Source organism: Azohydromonas australica DSM 1124 (assembly GCF_000430725.1).
Taxonomy (GTDB): domain Bacteria; phylum Pseudomonadota; class Gammaproteobacteria; order Burkholderiales; family Burkholderiaceae_C; genus Azohydromonas; species Azohydromonas australica.
Genome location: NZ_AUMO01000067.1, coordinates 1 through 18204, shown reverse-complemented (window position 1 = coordinate 18204; position 18204 = coordinate 1). Strand labels below are relative to the sequence as shown.

Below are 18204 nucleotides of genomic sequence, written 5' to 3'. Positions count from 1 at the left end.
GGCGCCGGCGGCTGCAATGCCTGGCCAGCCCGCCGTCCTCGGTCCCGGCGGTTCGAGGCGACACGATGTGCACGTCTGCTGCGCAGGAGCAGCGGCAGCCGGCCGCGTTCGAGTGGCTGCGCGCGGTACCGCTGGGCCAGGAGTTCGGCAGCGTCGCATGCCCGGCATCAGGTGCTGCTGTTGGCGCTGCAGGGCCTGCTGACAGCGATGGGGGGCGCGACGCCACCTGCATCGCACGTGAAGTGCCTGTCAACGAATTTCCAGAATCACCGTGGCCGGTCGGCACAAGCTTACCCAGGCGCGCGTGGGCGCTATCGTCGGGCGGGCGCTTGCCGCCGTGCGTGGCACCCCGGAAGGCTGGGCGCGCGTGGAGCTGTGGCTACTGCCCGAGCTGGCGCGGCAGGCTCAGGCCCTGGAAACGCAAGCCAGCACCCAGGCAAGCCGGCTCTGACGCTGCTGTGGCGCGCCGGAGCAATTTCCCTGACGTTGCCGCAGGCGCGGCAAAGCCCCGTGGAGGCACAGCCGATGAAGTTCGAGAGAGCCCGCAAGACCCGGGATTTTTTGAAGGCTCACGCAGACGAACCCGTCGCGGTCGTCATTGAAAAGGCCTTTGCTCGTGCCGGACGCTCCTTGCAGGGCGTGGTCGACATCGAGAACGCCATCGCACTGCTGACCGACGTGGAGCTTCGCGAGCGCTACGCCGGCGCTGCCTGGCGCTACTACGACGTGCTGCGCAGCTACTCGGACGACTCGCTCGTGCCTGTGGGTGGCGTCACCTGGGTGGTGGCTGTTCCCTTCACCGTCGAGGCGCCGGAGATGCTGCTGGGCCGGTCGGCCAACTGGCGTGGCCGTCTTATCAGCGAGGCGCTGATGGAGAATTTCATCAAGCTCATCGACCCCGCGTGCCCGATGCTGCCGCCACTGCTCTACGTGACGCCTATGTCGCGCGCGACGCTGGTCAACATGGCTGCCTACGGCGACATGCTGGCCAATCCGAAAACAAACCATCCGATGATGGAGTTCCACCGCGTGGCCTGGCTGGAAGCGAGCGAGGCCTACCAGACCACGCCCGGCTTCGTGCCGGCGTTCTGCTTCCTGTTTTCTACAACGGAGCTCAACGTCGGGCTCGACGGGCAGAGAGACGCCGGCCACTCCCTGCCCAGGTCTGCACGGCTGGACCAGCAGATGGACCTGCTGCGCTCGCACCTCGCTGTCCTGGAACTGGAGATGCCTGGTTTGGGAGCGCGGCTGGGACAGCCCATGCGGCTGTCCGCTGCGGTGTTCGAGGCTACCCGGCTGCGCCTGGTGCGGCAGTGCCAAGTCATCATCGGGCAGGAGTTTCTGGATGAGGAAGACACTCCCGTGAGCAAGCCGCTGCACCGCGTGGTGCTGGGCACCGACGTTTGGCCTGACCTGGACGGCGCCATTCAGTACGCACAGATCTGCGTCTACGCGGAGCGTGGCCCGATGACGGTGAAGGCCTCGGCGAGGCTTCCGCTGGGTTGCCCGACGGCCTTGCTGACCCAGGCATGGCGTGAAGCGGATGTGGAACATCACACGCAGGAAATCGTGGAGCTGCCCAGCGTGTCACGGGAGACAGTCCTGCGCGGCTCCGATGGGCGCGACCTGACGCGCAACGGCGTCGGAAACTGGGTGGAGCGCAAGCTGCTGGCGCTTGGGACCGATGCGGAGGTGCTGCTCACGCCGGACTGGGAGTCGGTGCTCCAGGCGATACCGACGCAGCTTCCGGCTCAGGAGCGCGATACGCTGGGCAGGTTGCCCGTGCCCGAGCTGCTCAGTCAGAAACTGAGGTTTCCCGACCTGGTGCGCCAGCGCTATCGCGCCGATGTGGCCGCCTTTCTCGAAGGCCTGGTCGCGCAACCCAGCGTGGCCTACGGTACAGCGGTGGCCAGGCTGTTCCAGGCGTTTCCGCAGTTCAGCGGTCTGCCGCCTGCTGCCGTCCACGAGGCGGTTCCGCGGCCGGGCATGTGGTCCGCGTGGCATTTCACGGCCGTGCAGGGGCGCCTGTTTCGCGTCAGGGACACGTTGCTGCAGCGCCTGGCCCTGACGGACGTGGAGCACGGGCTTCCGGCGTCCTTCGTCCACAGTCCCTACCCGGACTGCTACTTCACGCTGCAAACGCCGTTGTCCACCGAAGACGGCGAGTACAAGGTGCTGGGCTTCTACGTCAGCGAGCGGCACCTGACGCCGCAGGAATGCGAGCAGCTGGACCAGGCTGCAGGCACGCGTGTCGTGGCGATCACGCTCGTCCACGAGGAGCAGGACGCCTTCGTCAGCATCGAGGCCATGACCACCCAGTGGGCCTTCCAGCCTGACGACACATCGGACTTCAGCGAGACGCTGGAGGAGGTTTTCCAGGCAGCACGTACCGGCAAGGGCGTGCGCCAAGGGGTGCCGGAGGCCGAGTTGAAGCTGCAGAAAGACGCCCTGCTGCTCGCATGCAAGGTGCTGCTGTACGTGGGACTCAAGAACGCCCGCCTGGTGGACCAGCCTCTGAAGGCTGCGCTCATGAGTCGGGTGCGCGAGGCCAAGGGCAAGGAGAAGGACCGGTTGTGGGCCAGGGCACAGGCCACGTGCGACTACATCGACGTCGGCCCGGAGGAGGCGCTGCCCGAAATGCCGCCCAGCGTCAGCGGGCACACCGACAGGACCGTGCGGCCGCATTGGCGCCGCGGCTACTACCGGCCGCAGGCATTCGGGCCGGGGCGGTCGGAGCGCCGAACGGTCTGGATTGAGCCGGTGCTGGTGCGGGCCGACCGGCTCACCGGCGGTGACGAACCGCCCAGGCCCGACTACATCGTGCATTGAGCTGTCGGCCAGAAAGGAAAGCGATGCCAAAGGATTCGATGACGGCCAAGGAGTTCGACAGCCTGGGCGAGCGGCTGGGGCGCATGACGCCCGAGAGCGTGGCCATCGCGCGGGAAGTGCTGGTGGACGGGGTTCCCAAGTTCGTTGTCGCCCAACGGCACAACATCACCAAGCCGCGCGTGGGAGCCATTGTCGAGCGGGTGCTTGCCGCCGCTCAGGACGTGCCGAGGGATTGGGTACGGGTGGAGGTCTGGCTGCCGCCCGAGTTGGCACAGCAGGTGCGGGAGATGGAGGTGCAGGCCCGAGAGCAGGCCAAAGTTGGGTCGAACTTGGATTTGTAGGGTTCACAGGGCAGCGGTGGGCAACTGCACGAGGCGCTGGATCCACCACGCAAGGCTTGGAGCGGACTACTGCGCTCGGCCCGAGGTCGCCCGGTCCTCAGCAGATTTCTGGGACTGGCTCAAGCCGCCGCCGGTCTAGGCACACAGGGATCCCGCCCATTGCATGCGGCAGTCGACCCAAATTAATCATGGAAGGAAATATTGGTCACGATGACGCTCGCTTTAAAACGCGCAGCATCAAGTTATGACTTCGGTGTAGTTTTGCGACTAAGTAGCAGTAGACCAAAAAAACCGATACCCGCTAGACCTAAGGACGTAGGCTCAGGCACCCCATTAGCAATGAAACCACTAATAGTGGGGGTGGACGCCCCAAATATAAGCCTTTCATTCTCGGCGCCAAAATCTACGTAAACACTAGCCCAGTCGCCATCCCGGATCTCGCGGCGCAGCAGCAAATCAAACCTATTAGAATGTCCCACAAAAGATGAGTAACTGCCTGCGTAGTGGTCAATAATTGCATACCCTCCAAACGAAGATGAGTATCCTGACGCCGACATCGAAATCCCATCCCAACCATTATTCTGGTTTCCGCTTGCGGCGTTGTCGATCCTGGCGCTTGCCTCCTCGTCAGTTGCAATATTTGTGGTAAGGCTCACCCCGTCAATAACAATGATAGTGCTAACCGTCGCAGGCGCTGCCCAGCAATTAGAAAAAGTATCGTTATCGCATACGTCCCCCATGCCATCTACTGGCAAACCAAGAGAAGTTGTGAGCGAGAATGATTTTCCAGCCAGATCGGCTCCTTTGGCCCCAAAGTATCCTGAGCCGTCGAACCCCCAGCCAACTTTTCCAAAAGTGGTAAAGGTAAGGGTGGTGAAGGGGGCGGCGGAAACGGACGTAATGACGCCAGCAACCATCACGTTTGCAATGAAGAATTTGCTGATAAATTTCAAAGCAAGCTTCCCGTAAGTTCTTTGTGAGAGTGCATATAGTAACATCTCGAGGCGGTATGTCATTCTCACGTTGACATCAGCTACATAGGCATGGCCGTTAGCAGGCTGTTGAAGTATCTCAGCTGCGGCGAGTAGCGACTGAGCGACCATTGGCGCTGGGAACGACGAGAAGAATGACGATGCGGGGAGCCGACAGCAACAGCGAGAGCCTGTTCACGACGGTGCAGTTAGAGGAGCTCGTACCGGCGTCGCACCCACTGCGTCCTACCTGCGCCTGGGTCAATGAAGCGCTGACCAAGATGGACGAGCGCTTTTCGGCGATGTACGAGGCCGACATCAAGGGCGGGCGACCGACCATCGCGCCGGAGAAGCTCATGCTCATGCGCGGCGAAGCTGCTGCAAGTGCGCTACAGCATCCACAGCGAATGTCAGCTCATGGAGCAGGTGAGCTACAACCTCTTGTTCCGCTGGTTCGTAGGCCTGTCGATCGACTTGCTCGGTCTGGCATCACTCGGTGATTAGCAAGAACCGAGACCGCCTCATCGAGCACGAGGCCGTGACGGCTCTGTTCAACGCCACGGTGAAAATGGCCAAGGCTGGCAGGCTGCTGTCGGGCAAGCACTTCAGCGTGGTTGGCACGCTCATCCAGGTCTGGGCTGGGTACAAGAGATCGAGGTGTCCGGCAGCCCTGGGTGGTTCCTATAAGCCGAGAACGAAGTGGTGCCTATACGGCAGAAAGTGGCTATGCGGTTTTCGCCATAACGCGCCCCCGGTCAGCGGCCCGCAGCGTGCATGCGATCTCAGACCTAGGATGATCGGCGTTTTGTTGGAGAAGACCCAGCGCGCGTGGCTGGAGTAGTCACCGGCAGATGACGGTACCGAGCCTTCAGCATCGTCTCTGCCCTGGGTACGAAGGTGTGCCGGGAGCAGGCCAAGCTCTTTGTCGTCGTCCATTCACAGCCGGCTGCCCTGGAACGCGTGGCGATTGCTCCAACGGCGCAGCGGTCGATATGGGTTACCCAACGCTGTTGCCTGATCCGCTGATTTGCACTGTCGCGTTCCGGTTGCCTGTTACGGTGACGACTTGGCTGACGTCCACCACCGGGGCAAATTCCTTTGCCCAATCTGTTAGAAACGCTGCCAGTTCAGGGTCTCGTTCCATCGACTTACGCAGTTGCAAGCGCAGTGAACTCTGCGCATCGCTATCATCAGGCTGCTTGGCTAAGTCATCCAGCGCCTCCTTGGCGCCGGCGTGTATTAGCCGCATTTTAAGCTTGTCGAAAAACGATGTCGGAGAAGCATGGTCAACTTCCTCGCCGCCTTGCCAAATCGCCTTGCGTAGCAGCAGTGTAAGGACAAGCACGATGGAGGCGGCAATAGCAGAAATGCGTGAAGGATCAAGCGGAGAATATCCTTCTATATTAAGTCGAGAGAGTAAGGGGCCAAACTGTTGAATATCGGGTTTTTCTCCTAAGGATTTGCATATATCAAGATATTCGTGCAGAGCAGCGCGCATTAACTCGGCGTGGGCGCCGGGATGGCGTAGGAAGTTGGATTCTAATACCGAAATTGCTTCCCGCGCGATTGCTGGAGCAATTTTAGAATCGGCGCTATTAAAAGTACAGCGCGCCAGCACAATAAGCGATCTTGCCAATCCAGGTTGGAATGCGTCTGGCCTCTGGGCGGCGAGCTCACGATAGATAGCAGTCGAATCTTGGGCGGCTTGGAAGGCTGCGTTTTGCTGACCAAGTTCTCTCAAGTTAATTGCTAAGTTGCACAAAGAAAGAGCTAAATCTGACCGGAAAGCACCAGGCTGTTGCAAGCTCAGTTCTTGATATAGAGCAGTCGCCTCCTGTGCGGCATGTAAGGCAGATTCTCGACGATTCAGATCTCCAAGCATGTTAGCTAAATTGTTGAGCGACAACGCAAGATCTGGCTTGGAAGCATCTGGCCGTTGAGAAGCAAGTTGACGTTGGATATCAACCGCCTGCAGTGCGGCATGCAAGGCCGCCTCACGCCGGCCCAAATTGCTGAGTTCGTTGGCCAAGTTGCTAAGCGACCTAGCCAGATTAGGCAGAAACGCGTCGGGCTGCTGGAAAGCCAAGTCCTGATAGAGGTCAGTCGCCTCTTGCACCGCCTGTAATGCTCGTTCATGTAGACCGAGGTAACTGCTGGTCGTCGCTAAGTTATTGAGTGATATGGCTAAATAAGTTCGAAACGCCTCGGGCCGCTGGGCTGCAAGTTGACGATATAGATCAACTGCTTCCTGCGCCTCTTGTAAGGCGTTTTCCCGTTGCCCGAGATGGCTGCGAATGGTGGCTAAATTGTTGAGCGATGCAGCGAGATCAGATTGGAATACCTTAGGCTGTTGGGCGGCAAGCTCCCGACGAATCTCAGTCGCCTCCTGTACGGCCTGCAGAGCAGCTTCATGGAAGCCAAGGCTGCTCATCATGTTTGCCAAATTATTAAGCGAGAGACCTAGATCGGGACGGAAGGCGTCAGGTCGTTGAGCCGTCAATTGACGGTACAAATCTGTTGCCTCTCGTGCGGTTTGCAATGCCTTCTCTCTCTGACCAAGTTCACCGAACTTGCTCGCTAAGTTGGTAAGCGAAAGGGCAAGTACAGGTTCGAATACATCGGGCCGTTGAGTAACTAGTCTACGACATAGATCGACAGCTTCTTGCGAAGCTTCAAAAGCGCGCTCCCGTTGCCCAAGGAACTCAAGCACGTTAGATAAGTTATTGAGACTATTTGCAAGATCAGAGCGAAATGTACCATGCCGCTGAATATCTAGTGCTCGGTACAGGTCAACCGCCTCTTGGGCTGCTTTTAAAGCTTTCTCATACTGACCCGTCGTACTTAACCATGTGGCCAGATTATTAAGCGACAGTGCAACATCAGCTTGATGCGCATCAGGATTTTGATTGGCAATTTCTCGATAAAAAGCAAGCGCTTCCTGCTCAGTTTTAACTGCTGCATTTGCTTGCCCTGCCTTTGCTTGGGCCATTGCTAAGCGATGCAGTGCCGATGCGCGAGCATGCATTGGGGTATCTTCCCGGGCCGCACGTAAAGCGTCTAGACGATGCGCCACCTTAAGGTTCACATCTCTAAGCACTACACTTTCCATAGGCAGGCTTTCATCCAACGCAGCCAGACCCGATTCGTCGTTCCGTACTGTGTCCGCAATGGCTTCAAGCCATCGAAGTGGCGCGCGCGACTTTTCTTCATGCGCGAAGTCCTGCGCACAGCGGATCACGGACTGCAGTACCGGGCCACCAAACGCTGTATGGCAACGCAGCACGGCTGATGTACCGCTTTCCCAACGCAAAGTGCGCAGCACCAGAGCTTCGCCAATAATGTCCGGCAGTACCGGCGCAATGCCATCGCTATCAGGGCGCGGCAATGCCTCCTGCAGCACGTCAGCTAGTTGCCTAGCGTCGCCACCGCTGGATCGACGCACTGTCACCTTCTCAACATTTGCAAACTCCTCAAACTTTGCACGGTCCAAGCCCTGCGCTAGCGTGACACAGGCTGCCAAGTGCTGCACCAGCAGAGGGTCGCACGACCGGCCTTTAGCAAGCTCTTGCAGCCGGCCACCTTCACGCTCGGCAAGGTCATGGGCCAACTCAATGTGGCTCAGCGACAGCGCATTCGCATGCCCTACACGGTGCATCTCTAAGGCTGCCATCATGACGAATAGCGGGTCGCCGCCCCAGGCTGTCCGCATCAGCTGTTGAGCAACTCCGTCATCTTCAAACGCCACGCCGGGTGCAGGGCCGCCATTAATTTGTCCGAGCATCTGTTTGAGCAGCGTCAGTCGATCCTCTGACCGCCCCAGAGGCTGCAACGTCATAGGCTCCAGAGGATCCAGCAGCGCGCGTTTGCTCGACGCTCCATAGCCACCTGAGGCAAACACCGTGGTCCACCAGCCGGTCTCGACGCTGGCATGGCGTTCCAGCAGTAGCAACCGCAACGGCACCTGCGGACGGTCCACGCGGTCAGCCAAGTCGTCCAGCCACTGGCCCAGCAGCTGCGCATGCTCGGCAGCATAGTCAATTACGATCAGTGTCGGACGATTCCATGTCCAATTACTAAAATGCTGCTGTGCGAAGAATCGACGCAATTCCGTACGGCCGACAAATCCTGCATTCCACCCTTTATCGCTGACACTATCGCACAATTCCAATGCGAGGCGCGTCTTACCACTGCCTGCGCCACCGATCAGTACGCGAACCAATATTGAACGGGGGTTTTCAAGAAAAGCCTGCAAACTTGACAGTTCCGACGAACGCCCTACCAACGGCGTGGAGCGTGTATAGGGAGACAGACGATCAAGGTCGCGGTGGATTTGTTGCCGACCTAAGTACCTAGTGAGTGAGATATAAGGGTCACCAGAAACAATACTGTTTCCATCGCCCACTATTTGAACAACGACATTCCCGGTGCTGCTTGTAACTGCCACCCCGCTGTTTGCGGCTCTAATTTTTTCGGAGCCCACTGCGGACAACAGTGCGCGCGGATTTACTCGGACAAATTGAAGTTGATGGCCATGGGCAACTGCGAGCTCCTCAAATTCTTCGTCTAGAGGCAAAGAGGAGAATGCTACCTGCGTCGTTTTTTCCATAAAAGCGTCTGGCATTCGCCATTCTGCTTTTTTTAACAACTCAACACCCTTCGCTTCCAATAGCGATGTATAGCCACCTCGAAGGCCGCAAGCTAGCCAAACATTATCGCGAGACCAAGAAATCGATTCAATTAAAGTATCAAGTATAAAATATCTTGATTTTGAGCCTTTTTCGACATCAAGTATGGCCACTTCTCTGCCAGAATTTCCCAAAACCAGTGCCAACTTGGTACCCGAGTAATCCCACCTAATAATCGGCGCTCTATCGTGAATAAATTCAAATTTAAGCACATTCACTGGCAAACCGTTACTTCCATAGACATAGAAGCGTCCATCCGACCAAGCAATTGCGAATTGATCACCAGCGGGACTCCATGCAAGCGATGGCAACCCTTTTCCATCTATCTTGTGAGTGCTGGAATCATTAATTGAAGAGTTCAGTAGATGCACAGAAGATTCGCAAAGGCAAGCAAAAATACTCTGCGTCGGGTGAGCCTCGATGGCAAACGGACTGAAACTTCCATTGGCATCCACCGGTAATGGTTGGGCCAACATATCCAAATCTTCCGCGACTAATTGGCCGCGCACCGTATCCATAGTCACAAGCAAATGCTCGTGGTCGGGAGCTATGAACAACGAGTTTTTTTCATTTAACACCCATGCAAGACCTTTTGTGCGAATGCCGAAAACTGCTTCGGGAAGCCAATTGCCGCCATACTCGCGCAATTTTGATGCCATCATTGCACCGGCAGCGTGGGCCGTACCGTGCATGGTTGCCACAGTGCGTGACCATGCAAGTTGCAACTCCCATAGCGGTTGTGCATCCCCTACTCCGTCGTCATGGCATATCGCTTGAATTAAGGGTGAACTAATTTCGAAGGCGTCAGAAGCATGAAGCAGTAAAGCCTTTATGCTTTCGGACAGTGGAGATTTAAAGAAATCAGCGCCTCCAATCAAGCAGACGATGGATTGCGTTTTAATCGCCAATCTTGCCAGTGCGGCTGCCTGCAAGGATGTCTCTTCACTTTTTCCGCTATAAACAAAGCTGCTATAGCGCGTCTCCCATTCGGATTGAAATAGAATGCCTAATTGTCCCTTTGCAGCAGTTATGAAGTCATCATGAAAAGTATTTGCAAGCCCCCACCCCTTAACAAATAAAATGTTTTGCTTTTGGCGCAATAGCATCGGTTCACGTAGTGGTGCCCCTACTGGACAAGTCGCTACGTGCAGTGAGAACACATCGATTCCGTGACTGTGTCGCACTGCAAGTCGGCGTCCGTTCGGTGAATAGGAAACCTGTGATGGTTCTGATAGGCCACGAATCGTTGCGCGAATCGTGATGCCATTTGCTAGCTGTGCTTCTTCGACTTGCTTCTTCCCTGGGGGCTTGCCATGCTGAGATTCGTCAAATAATTTCTTCAACTGCTGTGTGACTGTTGCGAACGGTTCTGCCCACCGGGGCAACACCATATCTCCTTTCGGATCCTCAAGTAATGCAGAAAAGCTCAGCGGCATACCGGACCGTGCAGCGATGTACTGGGAAACTGCATGTCGTACGCGTTGAGCGTCGTGTTTCAATAGCGAACGTTGAAGTAACTCGCGCACCCCATCCGCGAAGTAAAATACAATTTGATCATCCCTCCTTGCCTGCGCATCGAAGCGATTGGGCACTCCATGCTTTTGCACTAGTAGTCCACTCAATAGCAATAGAGGAAGATCTTCTGCAAATGCATTTGGTTGCATAACACGTTGCACCAAGCGAATAACCGCTAAGGTCAGCGGTGCAGCCGCTGATAAGTAAACTGCTGCTTGAAGTACGCGCGGACTTGCTACGGAACGCAAAAGTGCCACTAGGCGTTCTGGCGTGCACTCCTCTATATCTTCTGATTCAGTTGCTTCTCTAACGTTATCACCAAAAGGACCCATGAACACTACGCTGGCAGGCGAATACTTATCGGCTCGGGCCATGAGCATCTGCGCCCACTGGGACATTGAACGGGGTTGCAACGCAACTACGGGCAACACGAGATGCCTCACTTCCGCATCCATCCAATCTGGATGCTCGCATTGAAGTTCAGCATTGCATGCACCAGTGCGAGGCGCTGTTACGCGGCACTCTGTACTTCCAAGCGCTGTATTCGGCCACAGGCGCTCTGGCAGCAACTGAATCACTGCTAATGACGCCCGGGAACCGAGCTCCGTGAGACTTTTCGCCATGCGTCCGTCGGACCAGAGCGAAGATGTCCCGTCGCTGACAATTAGCACCAGTGGCGAACGCCCTCCCAACACGTGCAAAGGATTGCTGATATTTCCTGAACGGCTCCGCACTTGCACACTGCCACTATCATCAAACATGACAAACTGCCGGAAGGAGCGGAACCCTACTTGCCTGGCGAACATTGCTTCAATCTCATCTGTGACGCTGTACCATAACGGCATTGTTGGGCTATCCTCCACTAAAAGCAAAGCGTCAAAGAAGCGTTCACGTTCAGGACGGAAATAAGGAATCAACACCCCAGCTTGAGCAAAACGATCTACCGTCGTTTCTTCATCAAGCTGCGTATTCCATTGCGACAGGCGACGCTTGCCCAATGGACGAAGTGCGCGCGCCATTAAGTGAGCGTCACGCAGCGCTGGCACCCCGGCAACCTGAACCACTCGCGCTTTTCGTTCTACCAAATCTAATGAATCGTTCCCGCCAGATGCATAAAAACCGCGCTGAGTTTGAGAAGCGTTTGAAGGCAACTCAACCGTAATTTTTGGCTCGGGCAAACGAGCTGCAGCGTTGGACGAGGAGCCAACAGAAGGCGACCAAGTGGAGCGTTCGGCATCAGGAAGGAAATGCTGTAGCTTCGACACCCTATGCTCGTGTTGCGTCGGAAAATACTGCGCCAGCCATAATGCATCTAGTAATTGCACAACGTCCTCGACAAGCGGAACAGCTTGTAGCGCTTGGATAAGAGATCGCACCTCTGCCATGATTGCCTGCTTTGCCACTTACTTTAATGCGCGGGTGACTGCCCTTACCAACGCGTTTTGCTCCTCCTCTAGAACTCCATGCTTGCCGATTACTAAAAATATTGCATTAAGTAGTTGATCGGTGGCCAACGTTTCCTTTGCCGCTCGTTCGATAAACTCATCAATGCGCTGCTTCACAGAAGCCTGAAAGGCCGGTTCGGTAAAATATTGACTCAGATGGGCTTGCACAATAGCGGTTAAGCGATCGACGTCGGCGCAAGGGTCAGGCATATCAAGCCGCAGGCAACGGCGCAGAAAAGCGGGTGGAAAATCACGTTCGCCGTTGCTGGTAAATACAACAAATGGGAACTGCTTCATTCTTACCGTGCCATCAGGGACCGGGTAAGTTTCACCATCAGTGCCGCGGTGTATACGAACCTCGACAATTTTTGTTTTATCTCTTAGCCGGGCCAGTTCTGGAATTTCAAACTCTCCCTCCTCCAAAATATTAAGCAAATCGTTGGGCAGGTCGAGATCGGCCTTGTCAATTTCATCAATAAGCAATGCGCGCGGGCGATCTGTTGGCAAAAGCGCAGTCCCAAGAGGACCTAAACGTAAAAATTCTGCAATTGGTAGACCGTCGGCAATGTTATGGTCTAGTGTTTTTTCCCGTTGCTGCTCCTGAAGTCGGCCGACTGCGTCATAAACATAGAGTGCCTCCTTCAACGTGCTCCGCGATGTAACAGCCCACCGCAGTGGCTCACCAAGCTTCAGCTCATAGGCTACTGCGTCAATTAACGAAGACTTTCCGCTGCCAGGTTTTCCAGTGACCAGTATCGGTCTCCTTAAGTAAAGAGCAGCATTGACAATATCCAAAGCCTGCGGAGGACACTGGAATGTGCTCCCACGCTGTTGTACTGTGGGTGAGAGTTTGTCCGGCGCGGGGATAACCCTTTCACGAGCGACATCATCGACTCGGAAAGGCCTCCAAGGAGGTGGCGGGTCTAGTTGCATGATGCCATCATGAGGCGCACGGTTACCTAGGAAAATTTTCCAATCTTTCATATTGATGTTCCCCGGGGTCTCAGTTGCTCGATGTAGGGATTGCGGGCAGGATCGTCCCAAAGGATGGCAAGCTTGGTGGAGGGATGACCGGAAAAGCCAGCTTCTCTTTTCAAATCAAAAATTTTCAGCAGCGCCGCATAATCGGGACAATTTCTCATGTCGCCTTCGAACAGTTTTGTATCTTCTTCGGTCCAGACCTCATGCGACCAACAGGCAAAAGGCAAAGCGCCACTTTGCAGGCTTTTCCTCGCGAGTTGACTAAGACAACGGTCGGCGGCTGCTGTCCTCAACCCAATGCAGGAACCAAGGGGGTGCTTTGCAAGTTCACGATCAATCATGTCATCCATGACGTCGTCCGGACTCATCCATACTACTTGAAGACCATGCTGCTCAAATCGTTGCCGTAGTTTTTCCGCCGCCTTGATCCAGCGGAATAACAGCGGCAGGGCGAGTTTCCCGGTCTTCGTGCGCGCCATACTTGCTTGTCTTAGGCGATCCGACAAGCGGCGGACAACAGGATAACGGCGCCCAATTCGGCCACCCCCTGCGCCGTCAGTTATTCGCTGCTTTTCAACGTCGTCATCAATTCGCTCTAGAGGCAAGGCAAACTCGACCACCATTGCAGGCATGGTGATCCCTTGGTGTAGGGCCTCAGCAAATGCACTGCCGAGCAACGTTCCTAAAGCCTCTGCGCGACTCATGTCATCATCAACTGTTAATGGACTCTCGTCGTCTGTTAGCAGAATCGGCAGAGGGTCCTTGCGGATGAACAACCAAGCTTGCAAGTCAACTGCATCTGAGCGGATTGCGTTTGGATGTTCATCTATCAACAGAAAACAGCACGCGTTGGCAGATGATGTTTCGGAAGGATTAAACAAACTGCGATAGCGATGTAGTTCTATTTCGTTTACACCACGCTTTAGCCATGTGAGCACCTCAGCGCTAGGCAGTTCCCCCGCATGAAAAACAACTTGTGCCGCAAATCGCTGCATAGCGTTCATGCCTTCACTCGGTTGCGCAGCATCATTTAACAATTCAATCATTGCGAACAATCCGTCACGCATTGCTTGTCGATGGGACTCTGCCAGTGGCGCTGGCTTCAATGCCGCAATGAAGCATTTCTCTAAAACTAGGCTTTCCACTTTTGCTTCCAAAACAGCACGCGCCAACCGCGTCGTATTGCTGGTGCCTAACACGACCAAGCCATCGTCTGATAATGTGTCATCGCCCGTTCCATGTGCCCAACTGACCGGTAGTTGATCTTCGTCGCGAAAGCTTGTTTGCGTACGAGTAAAAGCAGCATGAAAATCCGGCCACTGCTGAGCTTTATCGGCGTCCAGTTCGCGAAACAAGCGGTTGGTAAACTTCGAAGCTCCAGCGGTCGCGTCACCCATAATAGTTTCTGCCGAGGCTTCAGTTTGGGCTAATTGACCCGGCGAAGCACCTAGCATTACCCATTGGTTGATTCCACTAGCAGGGGTACTTGCTCCAAGATTGGTGGAATTTCCAACACCATTGCCTCCGAACAGTCGCCCTGAAAAGGTCGCGCATGCATCCACCATGATTATTTGCTGTGTGAAGCCTGCGTACCGTTGACCTTTTAACGTCGTCAGCAGCGACAGCACTTCAAGATTCAGGGGGCGTAGTGGCGTTGCGTCGGAAAAGAATAATCTACGTGTACGTGCAGCGCTACGCTGGTCGATGAGTCCGTGCCCGCTCCACATTAGAAGCAGCAGTGCGTCTTCACCAGCCTTTGCCTGCGTTGGCAGTTCCTGCGCAATAAATTGGCCTATTAACTGTTCAGTTGCTTCTTCCGTTCGGCAGCCAGGGTATTTAGTTTGCCATCCTTTCAATAGTAATTCGCTTTTTTCCTTGGCAGATATAAACATTCGAATTCTCGAGATTTGCACTTTTTGCTGCACAGCCCATTCAAAGCACCGAATAGCATCAGCTGTTGGTCCGATTAGTGGGTCCAGATCAAAAAGCCGACTGGCTTCGACGCCAACAATGACGACAAAAGCACGGCTGGGATCACAAATTGGTTTCATGGAATAAATGCGCGTATTTCTCGCCACAGCGTGGCATCAGTCCAGTACGCGCTGTGACTTTGAGGAAAAGGTTGCCCTGTTTTAAGCTCAATATCTATAACGCGTTTAGTGAAAATGCCGGCCCCGATATAGCTAAGAAAATCATTTATATAATAAAAGTTTAACCATTTTGGAAAGTGATCAGGCAAGGGGCTGCCGTGTCGGATCGTCGCAAGCGCATCAAGCTCGTATAGGAAAGGGGCTTGTGAGCCAGCAGTGATTAAACCTTCTGCCAACGTGTCGGGCCCTTGCGCCAAGAGTTCAAATGCCGCAATGCCGCCCAAGCTGTGGGCCAGAATGTAAACGGGAGGTTTGCATTGCTTAAGACGGGCAGCGATAAAGTCCCTTATCAAATGCCCTCGTGCTTGGTAGGCAAGGATGTCAGCCGCCATTGGGAACGTTGCGTCTGTCAGAGCACTGCGCTGGCGCCGCGCGATATACGTGCCAATGTGTGCACTTAGTCCCACAAAAGCATCCGACAGTAAATCTTTTATACCTTTTGGCGCGCCTCCAAGTTCCAGCACCAAATCCGCATACATATGATCGCGCAATACGCCCGAGAGAACTGGTAGGTTGGCGGTGTGCGCGACGCTCATCCAAGCTGCCACGAAGGCGCGCGCTACATTCATTCGACGCGTAACGGTGTCCGCAAGGGCTGGCGAGTCCAATACTTCTGGAAAAATATGGCTTTCAGTCAAAAGCTTTAGCGCCCCTGCTCGTAATATCGTAATATCATGGCATGCACGGAATAGCTCTTCAGTCACTTGCGGCGAAAATTCAAATTCTTTAAGCCGGCGGATCATGTCTGCTGACGGTTTTTTAGTAAATGGTGATATCGCAAAGTCATCATTGTTATCGCCTGTATTAAGTGCAGCAAGCGTGCGCATTTCGTACAGAGGGTCTTTGTATAGAATTTTCCATCTGACCTCCTCTCGGTTCAAAACTTCTCGCTTGCCGAGGTGCCGCTCAGGAGAATTTGAATCGTAGGAAGGGATTGAGGCGCCATTACTGAGAAGCTTGGCGCCAATGCTGTCTCCCCACAAGCATGCTTCCAGAGCAACGTCAGGTAGAAAGTTTTTGACCTGCTTCTGCATAGCAGCGAAACAAATATCGTAGTCGCTTCCTCGAACTCCGGTTCCATGAACAAAAAGTAGAGTGACCATGGTGCCTCCAATTGTTTGGAAAAATTAGTCAAACTTTCATTACAGATCTATTTCATGTCAATGCCGCGACACAAAGTTGCCTAAGTTGACTGGTGACGTTTAGAAGGAAGGAGTTGTCTATTGCTGTCTAGACGCGGTGTTGGCTAGCCTGATGGGTTGCGATATGATGCAAGGGCAACAGAGTTGATCATTGTGGTGTAGACGATCTGTCCTACTGGACAACGTTGTGAGACAGATGTCCATGGTTTTTTTACCTATGGCGGTTTGAGGCTAGACAAGAGAGGCATGTCTAGTGCAGAGGTTGCACGTAGAGATGCGGTTAGAGGCTCATGGTGCAGCTAACCACCCACCGTTTTAAGATTGACCACAAGCCTGTGCGAGCCAGATTAGTGCTGACGATCGGGAAAGCACATCTATTAGGGCCAGTCATCAACTAACGGATCATTGCGCCTGTATTGAATGGTTGAAGAAGAACGATGACACGGCGCGACGCGCTCAGGGACGACCAATGGGAACGCATCAAGGACTTTCCTGCCCTGGCGCTAGGGCCATGTAGGCGTGACGGCCCGCGATAACTTCCTGTGCGTCGACGCGGTGCTCTACCGCTACCCCCGCGCCGGCTTCTTCTGGCGCGACTTGCCCAAGCGCTCCGGAGATTTCCGCATCGTGCTCACCCGCCATTCGCGCTGGAGCAGGCTGTCTAGGTGCAGCGGTCTGCGCAGGGGTGGCAAGGACAGCCGGACGAGTTAGCGGAGCGCGTCACCGATCTGCTGCAGCAGCTTGGCACCGTGAACGACAGGCTCGTGGCCATGGACGTTGTCGGGTCCACACCGGCGAAGGCGTGAGTGCAAAGGCCCCGGCTGCACCATCAACACGTTGCGCTAGTGCGCGCGCGATACCTACAACGGATTGGACTCCGGTTCAGTAAGCGTCCTGCTGCACCACGTTGACGCGGTGTCCGAGGTGCGGCAGGCTTTTCAGCGCGCGGCTGCAGGCTGCCAGCGGTGGGCTGGCCCTTGGGCGAGGCGAAGATCCACTGCAGCGCGCCGACGGCTCCCCCGCCCCAGCGTCCGACCTTCAGTGGTGCGTGGCGGGTGTAGCCCTTGACACGCAGGAACGGCAGCGCGCCTCGCCAGCCCAGCACGGTGCCGTCCTCGGCCTGCCTCAGGCAGCGCTCGACGATGAGGCGGTACACGTTGCGCCGCTTCAACCCAGTGGCCTGCTGCAGCGTCTGGTCGCTGGCCCCGTCCAGGTACAGCTCGATGGCGCGCTTGCGCATCAGGAACTGCTCGCGCCGCTGTGGCGACAGCGCCGCCTCGTCCACCGGTGCCCAACTGGAGAGGCCCACGGCTTGTGGCACACCTGCTGCGCCGACGACGCCGCGGGCTCCGATCCTCTGGCGCTTGGTCATGTAGACCCCCTGCGACCGCACATCGAGGATCAAACTTAGTTGAAACCGCCAGCAAGGGCCAGATTTGATATGGCTTGATTCTGATATGGCTTGATTCTGTCAAGAGGCCACACCGGTCCCTCCGCCATGCCGACGGATGGTTGATGGGGTAACGGCCGGAACGGGAATACGGCGGAGCCTGGTGCTGCAAAGCGACGGTTGATCATGCTGATATGCGTGGATTGGGTACCGACAGTTCACGTGTTCGTCGCGGGGCTGCCTGCTGTCTAGTGCTCCGCCGCCGTAGCAATGAAACGTTTGCTGCGGAGAAGGGTCTGACCCGGGTCAGGCAAGCGGGAGACAGTCATGTCGGCCAAGCAGCATCCGGTGGAACTCAGTGCCGAGGACCGCTCGGCGGTGGAGCGCGTGGCTCGCTCGTACCGGCGCTCGACTCGGGAGCGACTGCACGCTCGCATCCTGCTGCGCTCGGCCGATGGGGCCACGGATGCGGCCATTGCCGAGCAGTTACGCAGTTGCGTGGCGACGGTTCGCCGAGTTCGCCGGCACTGCGCTGAAGAAGGCTGGCAGGCCGCGGTGTTCCGCCGGCCCCAGGCGCATCGCAAGGCCCGCACGCTCGATGGCGCAGGCGAGGCGCAACTCATTGCGCTGGCTTGCAGCGAGCCGCCCCAGGGGCAGGAGCGCTGGAGCCTGCTGCTGCTCAAGCAGCGCCTCATCGAGTTGCACGTCGTGGACGCCATCTCCCGGGAAACCGTGCGCCGCACACTCAAAAAAAC

General features: G+C 55.9%; 9 protein-coding genes and 2 pseudogenes. 5 read left to right on the top strand and 6 right to left on the bottom strand.

Annotated features, from left to right (window positions below):
* Window positions 1–180: 180 nt before the first annotated feature.
* Both H537_RS0111605 and H537_RS42425 read left to right on the top strand, forming a co-directional pair.
* A complete protein-coding gene (locus H537_RS0111605; protein ID WP_156901612.1) occupies window positions 181–2829 on the top strand; it encodes an AcrVA2 family anti-CRISPR protein in 2649 nt (882 codons plus the stop codon).
* A 23-nt stretch (window positions 2830–2852) separates the two neighbouring features.
* Entirely contained in the window at window positions 2853–3170 is a 318-nt protein-coding gene (locus H537_RS42425) for a TrfB-related DNA-binding protein (RefSeq protein ID WP_043458597.1), read from the top strand.
* Window positions 3171–3412: 242 nt separating this feature from the next.
* Here the strand turns inward: H537_RS42425 and H537_RS50895 are convergent, their stop codons facing one another.
* Window positions 3413–4273 (bottom strand): PEP-CTERM sorting domain-containing protein, encoded by an 861-nt coding sequence (locus H537_RS50895; protein WP_084150598.1) that lies wholly within the window; start codon window positions 4271–4273, stop codon window positions 3413–3415.
* 29 nt (window positions 4274–4302) lie between these two features.
* Here H537_RS50895 and H537_RS50890 point away from each other — a divergent pair.
* Window positions 4303–4790, top strand: a pseudogene (locus H537_RS50890) (transposase); the annotation flags it as partial.
* A gap of 348 nt (window positions 4791–5138) precedes the next feature.
* Here the strand turns inward: H537_RS50890 and H537_RS50875 are convergent.
* From H537_RS50875 to H537_RS52580, 4 genes are read right to left on the bottom strand one after another with little or no spacing between them, the layout of a single operon-like run.
* The gene (locus H537_RS50875; RefSeq protein ID WP_156901611.1) at window positions 5139–11726 is read right to left on the bottom strand and encodes an SAV_2336 N-terminal domain-related protein; all 6588 of its coding nucleotides are present in this window, start codon (window positions 11724–11726) and stop codon (window positions 5139–5141) included.
* Between the two features lie 18 nt (window positions 11727–11744).
* Entirely contained in the window at window positions 11745–12770 is a 1026-nt protein-coding gene (locus tag H537_RS42410) for an AAA family ATPase (protein WP_043458595.1), read from the bottom strand.
* A complete protein-coding gene (locus H537_RS52585) occupies window positions 12767–14818 on the bottom strand; it encodes a VMAP-C domain-containing protein (protein WP_156901610.1) in 2052 nt (683 codons plus the stop codon). The genes H537_RS42410 and H537_RS52585 overlap by 4 nt, the downstream gene beginning before the upstream one ends.
* On the bottom strand, window positions 14815–16020 hold the full coding sequence (locus tag H537_RS52580) for an alpha/beta fold hydrolase domain-containing protein (RefSeq protein ID WP_043458594.1): 1206 nt from the start codon (window positions 16018–16020) through the stop codon (window positions 14815–14817). The genes H537_RS52585 and H537_RS52580 overlap by 4 nt, the downstream gene beginning before the upstream one ends.
* A 476-nt stretch (window positions 16021–16496) precedes the next feature.
* Here H537_RS52580 and H537_RS50870 point away from each other — a divergent pair.
* Window positions 16497–16710: pseudogene (locus H537_RS50870) on the top strand (transposase); the annotation flags it as partial.
* A gap of 178 nt (window positions 16711–16888) precedes the next feature.
* Here the strand turns inward: H537_RS50870 and H537_RS49065 are convergent.
* Window positions 16889–17431 (bottom strand): hypothetical protein, encoded by a 543-nt coding sequence (locus tag H537_RS49065; protein ID WP_156901609.1) that lies wholly within the window; start codon window positions 17429–17431, stop codon window positions 16889–16891.
* Between the two features lie 345 nt (window positions 17432–17776).
* Between H537_RS49065 and H537_RS0111560 the strand changes: the two genes are divergently transcribed.
* Window positions 17777–18204: helix-turn-helix domain-containing protein (locus H537_RS0111560; RefSeq protein WP_028998084.1), on the top strand; the 428-nt coding region annotated here is incomplete at its 3' end.

Bases quoted from the DNA above. Each gene is read 5' to 3' on its own strand.
- H537_RS42425 (WP_043458597.1), top strand. From the start codon at position 2,853: ATGCCAAAGGATTCGATGACGGCCAAGGAGTTCGACAGCCTGGGCGAG.
- H537_RS50895 (WP_084150598.1), bottom strand. From the start codon at position 4,273: ATGGTCGCTCAGTCGCTACTCGCCGCAGCTGAGATACTTCAACAGCCT.
- H537_RS50875 (WP_156901611.1), bottom strand. From the start codon at position 11,726: ATGGCAGAGGTGCGATCTCTTATCCAAGCGCTACAAGCTGTTCCGCTT.
- H537_RS42410 (WP_043458595.1), bottom strand. From the start codon at position 12,770: ATGAAAGATTGGAAAATTTTCCTAGGTAACCGTGCGCCTCATGATGGC.
- H537_RS52585 (WP_156901610.1), bottom strand. From the start codon at position 14,818: ATGAAACCAATTTGTGATCCCAGCCGTGCTTTTGTCGTCATTGTTGGC.
- H537_RS52580 (WP_043458594.1), bottom strand. From the start codon at position 16,020: ATGGTCACTCTACTTTTTGTTCATGGAACCGGAGTTCGAGGAAGCGAC.
- H537_RS49065 (WP_156901609.1), bottom strand. From the start codon at position 17,431: ATGACCAAGCGCCAGAGGATCGGAGCCCGCGGCGTCGTCGGCGCAGCA.